This is a genomic window from Psychrobacter sp. 1044, from assembly GCF_904846525.1.
GTDB lineage: Bacteria > Pseudomonadota > Gammaproteobacteria > Pseudomonadales > Moraxellaceae > Psychrobacter.
Genome location: NZ_CAJHAZ010000005.1, coordinates 123,599 through 135,824, shown reverse-complemented (window position 1 = coordinate 135,824; position 12,226 = coordinate 123,599). Strand labels below are relative to the sequence as shown.

8 protein-coding genes are annotated in these 12,226 nt (G+C 43.5%); 6 read left to right on the top strand and 2 right to left on the bottom strand.

From position 1 onward, the window contains the following. The first annotated feature begins 108 nt into the window (after positions 1-108). Entirely contained in the window at positions 109-2,709 is a 2,601-nt protein-coding gene (gene pepN, locus JMX82_RS04955; RefSeq protein ID WP_201539752.1) for an aminopeptidase N, read from the top strand. 159 nt (positions 2,710-2,868) lie between these two features. Here the strand turns inward: pepN and JMX82_RS04950 are convergent, their stop codons facing one another. After that, positions 2,869-3,951, bottom strand: coding sequence for a 3-deoxy-7-phosphoheptulonate synthase (locus JMX82_RS04950; protein ID WP_060491198.1), 1,083 nt, complete (start codon positions 3,949-3,951; stop codon positions 2,869-2,871). Between the two features lie 427 nt (positions 3,952-4,378). Between JMX82_RS04950 and lpxB the strand changes: the two genes are divergently transcribed. The 3 genes from lpxB (at position 4,379) to JMX82_RS04935 (ending at position 8,411) form a co-directional block, all read left to right on the top strand. Then, positions 4,379-5,686 carry a lipid-A-disaccharide synthase gene (lpxB, locus tag JMX82_RS04945; protein WP_227676339.1) on the top strand — a complete coding sequence of 436 codons (1,308 nt, stop codon included), beginning with the start codon at positions 4,379-4,381 and terminating at the stop codon, positions 5,684-5,686. Positions 5,687-5,759: 73 nt separating this feature from the next. Beyond that, positions 5,760-6,614, top strand: a complete 855-nt coding sequence (locus JMX82_RS04940) for a ribonuclease HII (protein WP_201539701.1) — start codon at positions 5,760-5,762, stop codon at positions 6,612-6,614. 579 nt (positions 6,615-7,193) lie between these two features. Beyond that, a complete protein-coding gene (locus JMX82_RS04935) occupies positions 7,194-8,411 on the top strand; it encodes a CAP domain-containing protein (RefSeq protein ID WP_201539700.1) in 1,218 nt (405 codons plus the stop codon). A gap of 234 nt (positions 8,412-8,645) precedes the next feature. On the opposite strand, the gene JMX82_RS04930 is transcribed toward JMX82_RS04935, so the two are convergent. Then, the gene (locus tag JMX82_RS04930; RefSeq protein ID WP_201539699.1) at positions 8,646-9,311 is read right to left on the bottom strand and encodes a DUF924 family protein; all 666 of its coding nucleotides are present in this window, start codon (positions 9,309-9,311) and stop codon (positions 8,646-8,648) included. Between the two features lie 90 nt (positions 9,312-9,401). On the opposite strand from JMX82_RS04930, the gene JMX82_RS04925 reads away from it, so the two are divergent. Continuing rightward, on the top strand, positions 9,402-10,640 hold the full coding sequence (locus JMX82_RS04925) for a carboxynorspermidine decarboxylase (protein WP_201539698.1): 1,239 nt from the start codon (positions 9,402-9,404) through the stop codon (positions 10,638-10,640). A 285-nt stretch (positions 10,641-10,925) separates the two neighbouring features. Further along, entirely contained in the window at positions 10,926-12,200 is a 1,275-nt protein-coding gene (locus JMX82_RS04920) for a saccharopine dehydrogenase family protein (protein WP_201539697.1), read from the top strand. The last annotated feature ends 26 nt before the right edge of the window (positions 12,201-12,226 follow it).

The following is a 12,226-nucleotide window of genomic DNA, read 5'->3' as shown; positions in this document are numbered from 1 at the left end:
CTTAACCTAAATTATCCCGCTTTTTACCATATATATTTTTTGCCATAAATAATAATAGGAATACCCATGTCTATTGCTGAAACTGATGCTCAAATCATTAATCCTGATATGCCAGATGTGCCACCGCATGCACCAAGTAAAATTAATTTAAAAGATTACCAGAAACCTAGCTTTGATGTGGAAACGGTTGATTTAGATATTAAACTGTTCGAAAATCATGCACAGGTAGACAGCACTCTGAAGATGGTACGTCAAACAGCAGGAGATCTCGTATTATTCGGTGAGGAGTTGGAGCTGATCGCCATTACGATGAATGGTAAGTCATTGACGGCTGAGGATTATCAACAACAAGCAGGCACGTTGACGATTGCTAATGCACCTGATGAAGTTGTTTTAGAGATTCAAGTACGCATCTGTCCGCAGACCAATACCGCACTTGAAGGGTTCTATATGGCGGGCAGTGGTGATGAGACGATGTTTGTCACTCAGTGCGAGCCTGAAGGTTTTCGTAAGATCACCTTTTATCCAGACCGCCCTGATGTGCTAGCGATATTTACCACGCGTCTTGAGGCGGCTAAGCGTTATCCAACACTATTAGCCAATGGTAACTTGGTCGAAGCGGGTAATGTGGCAGATGCCCCAGACCGTCATTATGCTATATGGCATGATCCAACCAATAAGCCAAGCTATCTATTTGCCTGCGTTGTCGCTGATTTAGACGTATTGACTGATTCTTATACCACCAGCGAAGGTCGTGAGGTGTTGCTGGAAATATACGCAAAGTCTGCTGACATCGATAAATGTGATGTCGGTATGCAAGCGTTGAAAGATTCGATGAAATGGGATGAGGTCAATTATGGTCGTGCCTACGATTTAGATCGCTATATGATTGTTGCCGTGAGTCAGTTTAATATGGGCGCGATGGAAAACAAAGGTCTGAATATTTTTAATACCGCTTGTGTGTTATCCAGTCCTGAGACGACAACGGATGCGCGTAGCTTTAGTGTGAAAGCCATCATTGCCCATGAGTATTTTCATAACTGGACAGGCAATCGCATCACTTGCCGTGATTGGTTTCAATTGTGCTTAAAAGAAGGCTTTACTGTTTACCGCGATCAATCATTCTCAGCGGATCAGCAGTCGAGTGCCGTACAGCGTATCGACGATGTGGCGACCTTGCGTGCTCATCAGTTTGCGGAGGATGCAGGACCACTGGCACACCCAGTACGCCCTGAGAGTTTTGTCGAGATTAATAATTTTTATACGACGACTGTTTATGAGAAAGGCGCTGAAATTGTACGCATGATTGCCAATACGTTAGGAGCCGAGAATTTTCGTAAAGGCACGGATGAGTATTTCCGTCGTTATGATGGGCAAGCGGTGACGGTTGAGGACTTTTTATCAGCACTTAGCATCACGGATAGCAAGATTGAAAGCTTTATCGACTGGTATCGTCAGCCAGGCACACCAATGGTGTCTGGTCATCAATATTATGACCATGCAGCGCAGACACTGATGATTACGTTAAATCAGCAAACCCGTCATGTCAGTGGCTTTGCTGCGCCAAAACCATTGCCTATTCCGGTCGCGACGGCGCTATTTGATAAAGACAGTGGTGACATTGTGGCTGAGCGTATGCTGCTACTCGATCAAGCCACGCAAACCTTTACCTTCAAAAATATAGCGCGTGAGCCTGTTGTATCCTTGCTACGTGATTTTAGTGCGCCAGTACAGCTCAATTATGATTATCAAGATGCAGATTTGGCATTTTTGCTCAAACATGAAACCAATGGTTTTAACCGCTGGCAAGTGACGCAGATGCTGGTCAATCGCATCTTGCTACAAGGTCAAGGCGAGAAGAGCAGTCCTGACATCTATCTGCAAGCACTAGCGCAGACATTGCCTGTGCTCGCGGCTGAGGATGCGATGTTGGCTGCCCGCTTGCTTGATATTCCATCAGCGCAAGAGCTGGCGTCTGCTATTCATAAAGATTACGATCCAGCATTGGTGAAAGCGCAGCGCGACGACTTGTATCAGCAGCTTGCAGAGACGTTAGAAGATCAATGGGCTGAGCTTTATGAGCAGCTACCAATGCAGTCTTATGAAGATAGTGCCGAAGCTCGTGGCATCCGTGCCTTACGTAATGTGGTGCTCGATATGGCGCTGACCGCGAATGTCGATGGCGCAGATGAATGGGCGCAGCAGCAGTATGATGATGCAAGCTGTATGACGGAGCGTTTCGGTGCGTTGAAAGCGATGGTCAATCATCAACTGCTAAATGCTGATGGGTATTTGGCGGACTTTTATAATCGCTTCCAAAATAATGATTTGGTCATCGATTTATGGTTTAGTGTGCAGGCGTCTGCTGATACTGTGACCGCTGATACTATCCAATCCTTGATCGCTCACGCAGATTTTGATTGGAATACGCCCAATCGTGTACGCTCAGTGGTCAGTGCCTTTACCTCGCAGCCAACGGCTTTATGGACGGCAGAAGGGTTAGAGCTTTATATTGGTGTGATTAAAAAGTTGGATGATGCCAATCCTGTTTTGGCGTCGCGCTTATTGCAAGTGCTAGCGCGTTGGAATACCTTGGCTGAGCCACGTCGTCAAATGGCGCATGAGCGGTTGATTGAGTTGCAAAAGCAGGCTTCTTCTAAGCACGTACTTGAAAGTCTAAACAGTGTTTTAGGTGCGGCAAATGTATAAAGCGTAATATTTTATCAGTTAAGTTGAAAAGTTAAACGTGATAATCTAATAAGTTAAAGCATACAAAAAAGCCCGTCTGACATATCATGTCAGACGGGCTTTTTGCTGAGCAACTTATCAAGATAGAGTGATCTTTATCGTGATGAGGGACTGTCAATATTAACGGTTAGGCAAAACGTCTTTAACCATATCACGTAGATTATATAGGGCAGTGACCGTACTCTCCCAATCTAAGCAACCGTCAGTGATAGACTTGCCATATTCGAGCTGGCTTAAGTCAGCGGTCAGTTTTTGATTGCCACCCTTTAGATGACTCTCAATCATCATACCGATGATAGATTTATTGCCGTTTTGGATTTGTTCCGCAACGTTTTGGATAACCATCGGTTGTAGATATGGGTCTTTACCTGAGTTGGCATGGCTTGAGTCAATCATAATCTTGCTATTGGTTTTGCCTTTTGCTAGCTCATTTTCCACTTGTGCAACCGCAGTTTCGTCATAGTTGGGCTTGCCGTTACCACCGCGAAGTACCACGTGCGCGTAAGGGTTGCCTTTAGACTTGATGATTGAGACTTTGCCATCTGCTGACAAACCTAAGAAGCTATGACCTTCTTTTACGGCTTGCATTGCGTTAACAGCGACTGTCATGCCGCCGTCTGTTCCATTCTTGAAGCCTACTGGGCACGATAAGCCTGAACTCATTTCACGATGCGTTTGGCTCTCAGTGGTACGTGCGCCAATCGCTGACCAGCTAATCAAATCCTGCATGTACTGCGGGGTATTCGGGTCTAATGCTTCGGTGGCGCAAGGAAGACCTTTTTCATTCAAATCGAGCAGTAGCTTACGGGCAGTACGCAGACCTTTTTCGATATCGAAGCTGTCATTCATATCAGGGTCATTAATCATGCCTTTCCAGCCAACGGTTGTACGCGGCTTTTCAAAATATACGCGCATCACCACAAACACGCTATCTTCGATTTCTTTTGCTAATATGGCCAAACGATCGGCATATTCGTGAGCGGCTTTGATATCATGAATAGAGCAGGGGCCGATGACCACAAAGAGGCGCTTGTCTTTACCGTCCAAGATGTTTTGGATGGTATTACGACCGTTTAATACGGTTTTATAGGCTGCATCTGATAAAGGTAGCTCAGTTTTTAGCTCAGCGGGAGTGATCAAAGGAATGAACTTTTCAATATTCACGTCGTCAATATCTGCATTATGGGTAACTGATGTTGTCATGGTTATATATCGTCTAGCTGATTTATAGGGAGTTTCATTATGCGGACAAAAGTGTTGGTTGACAAGGGCAGTCGCGCAGTTAATTGACTGATAACTGGAATGAGGAAACCAAAACTTAGTTATACTTGTTCAGCGCCAATCGTATATGAGCGCTTCAACAAGCAAGATTGTTACTCAATTTATCTGTCCGTATAGAAAAACGAATTAACCCGTTAAGTGGTCATTTCTAGCTTTTATCAGCTAATTTAGCTATTTGTATCATCGTCACGTATGATGACAACATAAAAGGTATGACGATAAAATAGTGAGTATGGCGAATGCTTAGGTATCACAGAGCTTTCGCGCAGATTTTATGCGTCATATTTTATAATAATCATTCATTTATTTTATATGCATTTATTGTATTTTTTAATATCGAGAGCTTGTCATGACAGATTCTGCTACGCCTGATCAATATCATAACCTTATAGACCAAACAGAGACTGAAATTCGAAGTGCTGAATTACAGACTGTGCCATTGGTCATCGGTATCGTCGCAGGTGAGGTGTCAGGGGATAGCTTGGGCGCAGACTTCATGCAGCAGATGAATAATCTACGTGGTGATATTGTGTGGGTCGGGGTCGGTGGTACAAAGATGCAAGCGCAAGGGCTGCAAAGCATTTTTCCGTTAGAGCGTTTGGCGGTAATGGGTTTGGTAGAAGTCATGGCGCAATTGCCTGACCTGCTTAAAGCGCGCCGTGAATTACTGAGCGCATTTAAAGCCGCTGATATTGATTGGTTTATCGGCATTGATGCGCCTGATTTTAATCTTAGAGTGGCTAAAAAGTTAAAACCGCAAGGCGTATTCTGCGTGCAGTATGTCAGCCCTTCTATTTGGGCATGGCGTGAGTCACGTATTCATAATATCAAAGCAGCGACCGACCTTGTGTTGTGTTTGTTCCCCTTTGAGCTGTCCGTTTATGAGCGTCATAATCATCCAGCAATATGCGTTGGTCATCCGCTGTTGCGTACGATCGATCAAACATTATTAGAGACACCGATCAATCAGCGCCGTAGTGAGCTGGTTTGGCACAACGATGGCTTGCAGCAGTTTTTTATTGAACGATTTGACGATGTTAGCCAGCTTATTTGTGTAATGCCAGGCTCTCGTCGCGGTGAAATCACGGCTATTTTGCCATTGATGCTGGATGGTATTCAAAAGTTGATATTGCTTGACCCCAAGCTGTGCTTTATCATTCCGACTGTCGACCAGAATCACCAATATATCGTCCAAGATGTTATTGATCAGCGCTCAGAGCAACTACGTGCTGCCATCGTTGTGGTTTATGATGTTAGCCAGCCAGCCTTTAGCCAACAAGCGATGGCAGCCTCAGATATTGTAATGCTAGCATCTGGCACTGCAACGCTAGAGGCGATGCTGTTAGAGCGACCGATGGTGGTGGTTTATCAATTAAATAAGCTCACCTATCAGATTGCCAAACGCTTGGTCAAAGTGCCTTATGTGGCGCTGCCCAATATTTTGGCTAATACTGCAATCGTTCCTGAGCTGATCCAAGAGCAGGCGAGTGGTGACAATATCTGTCGTACGGTCATGCGGCTATTGCAACCGCGTGCCTATGCTGAGCAATTAAAAGATCTCATCGCCACCAAGCACTTATTACAACAGCAGAGTAATCATGATCCCGCTAATAGCGTGATTGAGCAATGGTTTATCCAAGAGAAACATCGGATTTAAGCCATTATTGATTGCGATCATTTCTTCTTCTATTAATTACAAAGATACCTAATAACAAAGATACCGCGCCCCTATGAGTAACCAGTACCAAACCCACAACTCTGTCACCCCGATCGAAGTAAGTATTGAGCAAATTGATATCAAAGGTCAATATCTACAGCTGGTTGAGCCTATTTGTTTATCGGGTGAGGTAGATATTGATGAGCTACTTGCTCAGTATCCGATCAAGGTAGAGCAAGGCTTACAGCAGTCAACGCTACAAATGGGCGTTGATGAAGCAGGACGTGGGCCGTTGCTCGGTAGCGTCAATGTGGCTGCTGCGATATTGCCTAAAACTTGGTCAGGATTGATTGAGATGCAGCCATTAAAGGACACGCCATTATCTATCTTGACCGACTCCAAGCAGCTGAGTGAAAAGAAGCGTGACCGACTTTATCCATTGGTTCAGCAGCATGCTATTGGTTATGTTGTCGCCGAGATCCCAGCAGCGGTCATCGATCAAGTCAATATCTTGCAAGCGACGATGCTCGGTATGCGCTTATGTACCGAAGTGTTGTTAAAAGCCATTGCTCATCATCTTGTAAACTCTATGAGGCAGGTCGAAGTTTTATTCGATGGTAATCGCTGCCCTGAATTAAATGAGTCAATGCTCGCTGAATTGGGTATAGAAAAATCGATTGTCGATTGCCAAGCATGGGTAAAGGGCGATGCGCGTCATACCAGCATTGCTGCCGCCAGTATATTGGCTAAAGTCAGTCGTGACAAAGCCATGTATGCGCTTGATGCCAAGCATCCAGAATACGGTATCGCCAAACATAAAGGCTATCCAACACGTGCACACATGGAGGCGATCGAAAAATACGGCGTATTATCTGCGCATAGACGTAGTTTTGCACCAGTCAGAAAGTCATTAGAGAAAGCCACTTAAGAACAAGTCGCTTAAAAATAAAGCACTTAAAAATAAACGTTAAGCTGAGCGTGCTTCTTTAAAATAGCCTAAGCAAAAATAGTCATGACTAAAAATAAGACAGTCTATAATGAACGTATCAGTCTTCAAGAAACACCAAGTAAAAATTTATGGACTGTATTACAATGCAATTACAAATAAATTCAATACTGTGATGTTAGGGCGTGTTGAACATTCGACTATGGCACTGACAGGGACTATTTTGCAGGCGATTCGACGTTAAAAATAGTAAGTTTAGTCATTCTAAGCGTATATTTTTAACAATGAAGCGGCAAAAAAGAGTTCTGTCCCCTTCTGTTAATATTGGAGCTGATACTAAAATTGCCCCCAGCTATTTACAAGCAGGGCGTTGCAATTCTAGCTAAGGTATTAACATTATCGTCGACTTGCGCCTTGTCTGGAACAATTTTAACCATCAGCAGTGCCTATTTGTGAATGTTCAACACGCCCTAGCAGCTTAAGTCTACTTAGTTTATGTCCACATACTTAACGCTGGAATTTATTGACTTATATACGCGCTATTATTCTATAGGATAAAAAATGACGCTCAGTACGCTACCAATCAGTACGCCACAGAAAAATCTTGCTGCAGTGCTTTTTTTGACAGTATTTATAACGGCTTGTGGTGGGGGCGGTGGTGGCTCTGATAGCAGCTCTAATACCAATGCGCCAAGCCCGAACTCACCTGCTATCGAGCCAAACGATCAGCCCAATGATAATTCAAGCGATAATGTTGACGACCAACCTGATAGTACTACTGCTACTAATGAGGTAAAGGCTGCATTAATTGCCAACAATAAGTTCAGTTTGGCGCGTACCAGCTGTGGTCTAAGCGGTTTATCTGTTGATACCGCGCTTGATGGTGTTGCCATTAAACATGCAAATTATATTAAATACGTCTTTGCCAATAGCTCACCAACCGTATTCAGTGCGCATTACGAAAATAAGATTGCAGATATTTCGGGCGTTACCAGTAGCAATAATCCATTTTTTGGTGGGCTCAGTTTTACCGATCGCTTATCAAATGCAAATTACCCAAATGTACGATATGGTGTGACTGAGAATATCGCCCAATCTATCTACTATAGTTCAGCAGGCAATCTTATTCGCTCAGATGTTGTGGCAGGCTCGATGGCAAAGTCCCTGCTGGCAGCACCTTACCATTTGCGTTCATTAATGATGCCTAGTGCAAGCGTCACGGGTACTGGCGTGGTTGTCTATAAGCCATACAATAAAGAGGCGGCGAATAACCAAGGTTATGTATTGGTCAACCATGCAGCAGCGACCCAAGCGACTAAAGATAATACGATTAAAGGCGTATTTACTTATCCATGTGAAGGCGTGACGGATACAGTAACCGCGCTATATAATGAGACGCCAGATCCTGTCAAGCATACAGGGCGTGACTTGCGAGTGGATCCTATCGGGCAACCCATTTATATCAATATGCCATCTGCTCGAACGATTGATATCAGCAATGTGACATTCCATGATATCCAGCGAAATATCGATGTACCGATTGAGCTGCTAGACTATCGCCAAGATCCCTATAAAAATACGGCAAATGCACTACCAGCAAACGAAGCTTTTATATTACCAATCACTGATAATTTAAAAAGCTGCCAGATTGCCAGTAAAAAAGACAAAAACTGTGGTTTACATGGCAACAGTGACTACCGTGTCAGCTTTGATATTTTAGTGGATAATAAAACTATAGAGCGTGAGAGCTTTACCTTTACGACAGGGATAGTGAACTAATAATTAGGTGAACTAAGATGTGTTCTTAATCTGAATAGAAACACCAATCTGAACGAAAGTATCTAAAGAGTAAGTAAAATCAAGCCATTGCACTATAAAAAAGTTCAGTGTTCATCTCGCTTGAAATAGTGTATATGCCTATACTTGGTTGCCTTGTACTTCACACTTCTTTTGAGTTGAAGTAACTATATTGGAATAAATCATATTGCAATAAACCATATAAATATATAAGCGCTAAAACGACGAGTTCGGTTGTTGCAAGAAGGCTTCTTCTTCATCCGTTGACTCACGATCTAAAATGTCATTGCGATGCGGATAGCGACCGAATTGCTCAATGATATCTTTATGACGATGTTCGAAATCCAGCGTATTGTCATCATGTAATTTTTCAAACAATGGTAAGTAGCGCTTATGGATCATCAATGATTCAGAATGCATAAATGGCATGATGATAAACTTGCGCCATTCAGTCGGTAATGTATCAAAGTGTGGTTGTCCAATAGCCTCTTGTGCCAATGCGATAGCCATACTATCTTGTGCAAAAGCACCTGCTTGCCCGCGACATAAATTACGCGAAAACTGATCTAAGACAATAATTTCTGCTAGTCTGCCTGCCAACGCCGTGATGGAGCTATTGCTATCGGTTGGCGCGTTTGCGCTACGCCATGTCACGCATTCACCTTGCTTGGCAGCTTGCCAAATATCAGCAAACTTGTCTTTTATTTGCTTATCAAAAGCATCATTTTGCGCAAACCAATATTGCTCATTGTCGTTGTCGAACCAAAACTCCAGTACTGTACGCGCATTAGCATCAAGATGTTCTAAATGAATATTTTTTGGGTCGAGCTGCGATGAATAAGCTTGGCTAGTAGCAGTGGAATAATCGGTTGATAGTGACATAAGATATTCTAATTATGATGAATTTAGTCTACTATAGCGCAAATATTTATGTCTGTCATGATGCCAACAGCAGCTATTAGGTAACCTCTTATGAATGCAAAAACTTCGCTAAACACTACCCAATCATCTCTACCGCCCACGCCTTATTATTTGCTCGATGAAGCGGCAATCGTGGCCAATATGCAGATTATCTCGCGGCTGTGTGAGCTATCAGGCGCTAAAGCATTATTGGCGCTCAAATGCTTTGCCACTTGGGGCGTGTTTGATGTGATGCAGCCTTATTTGCACGGCACAACGTCATCGTCACTCAATGAAGTGCGTTTGGGCTACGAGACTTTTGGTAAAGGTAGAGACAGTGATAATAAAAAAGAAACTCATGCTTACAGCGTCGCCTATAGCGCTGATGAGATCGATGAAGTATTGAGCTATGCTGACAAGATTATCTTTAACTCTATCTCACAGTTAAATGCTTTTAAAGGTCAAGCGGCGGCAAAAAATATACCAGTGGGACTGCGCTTAAACCCTAAGACCAGTAATTCATCGTTTATAATCGCTGATCCTGCGCGTCCTTTTAGCCGTTTGGGTGAACATGATAAAAACAAGATTGCAGCGGTACTTGATGACATTACTGGGGTAATGATTCATAACAACTGCGAAAATGACAGCTTTGAGGCATTTAGCGCAAGCTTAGCCGATATCGAAGATAGATTTGGCGAAGTGTTGGCGCAGCTTGAGTGGGTGAGCTTGGGCGGTGGCATTCATTTTATCGCGCCTGATTATCCGCTAGAAAAACTGGCTGACAGGTTAAAAGGCTTTAGTGAAAAATATGCTGTGCAAGTTTATCTTGAACCAGGTGAGGCAAGTATCCATGGTGCTGGGTCATTGGTCACGACCGTCTTAGATACTATGCACAATGAAAAAAATCTCGCTGTAGTAGATTCATCTATTGAAGCGCACATGCTTGATTTGTTAATTTACCGTGAGTCAGCGCCGATAGCGGCTGTGAATAGTGATTTAATGAATATTGCCTCTCTTGATATCGACCCTACCAATATCGCACCCATCAGCGAGAGCGCTAAGTCAGCTGATAATACGATTATTTATGGTCGTTCTTGTTTGGCGGGCGATATTTTTGGTGAGTATGCCTTGCCAAATAACCTAAAAATAGGTGATACCGTAACCTTTGGTAATGCCGCAGGTTATACCATGGTGAAAAAGAACTGGTTCAATGGTGTTAATATGCCGGCGATTGTGATTCGTCGTCTAGATGGCAGTATAGATTTGCAGCGCGAATTTGATTATCAAGATTACAAAGCCAGCTTATCTTAATTTAGTTGTGTTGATTAATTGATTTAAATTTTACAAAATAAAGACTTAAGTTCGTTTTTAGATGACTTCAACTCGTCTGTTTTTTATACATTATTTTTACCGATGACTTCATAAAAATTGTTATAATCGCCACGGGCAAAAGCCAACAATCAAATGGTGCTTTGCCCGACGGGTGCGTGGGTTTTCCTCGGTCTTCCTTTTTAATTCACGCATATCATTCACTCGTTTCTGTTTTGACTCGCCACTATCGATGGTATCGACAGAGACACAAAGGAGGATTGGTCATTGAACACAAACCAACAAGCCAAATCTAGCAAAAAAGACGTACTCATCATCGGAGCCGGCGGTGTCGCTCAAGTGGTCGCGCATAAATGTGCGATGCATAACGATATCCTTGGCGAGATTCATATTGCCTCGCGCACGCAAGATAAATGTGATGCCATCGCCCAAAGCGTGAAAGATAAGAATAGCTTCAAGCAGCCTGCAGTATTGCATACGCACCAAGTGGATGCTATGGATACTCAGGCGCTGATACAGCTGATTCAAGAGTCGGGTATCCAAATCGTCATCAATGTCGGTTCGGCATTTATCAATATGACGGTATTGGAAGCTTGTATCGAGACAGGTGTTGCTTATATCGATACCGCCATTCACGAAGATCCACGCAAGATTTGTGAGACGCCGCCATGGTATGACAATTACGAATGGCAGCGCAAACAGCGCTGTGCGGACAATAATGTCACGGCGATTTTAGGGGCAGGATTTGACCCCGGTATGGTCAACGCCTATGCGCGTCTTGGCTATGACATGATGGATGCAGGTTCGGTGACGGATATCGATATCATTGATATCAATGCTGGCAGCCACGGTAAATACTTCGCTACTAACTTCGATCCTGAGATTAACTTCCGTGAATTTACCGGTACGGTTTACTCTTGGCAGGACAGCAAGTGGCAGTCTAATAAAATGTTCGAAGTGAAGCGTACTGACGATTTACCAGTGGTTGGCGTGCAAAACAGCTACTTAAGTGGTCATGATGAAGTGCATTCATTATCCGCCAATTTAGACGTACCAAATATCCGTTTTTGGATGGGCTTTGGTGAGCATTATATTAATGTATTCACTGTGCTACAAAGTTTGGGTCTACTCTCTGAGCAGCCGGTGATGACTGCTGAAGGGCAAGAAGTAATTCCGTTAAAAGTGGTCAAAGCGGTTCTACCAGACCCAAGTTCACTTGCGCCAAACTACACAGGCAAGACCTGCATCGGTGACAAAGTCAAAGGCAAGATCAATGGTGTCGATAGCGAGGTATTTATTTACAATATCTCAGATCATAAAGACGCTTATAACGAAGTCGGTAGCCAAGGTATTTCTTATACCGCAGGTGTGCCACCCGTCGCTGCGGCGATTCTGGTCGCAGCAGGTGAGTGGGATGCTGGCAAGATGGTCAACGTCGAAGAGCTGGATGCCAAGCCATTTATCAATCTATTGAATAAGATTGGTTTGCCAACGCGTATCAAAGATAGCGAAGGCGACAGAGCGTTAGCGTTTGATATTTAATCAGTAATTTCATCCAACAAAAAAGC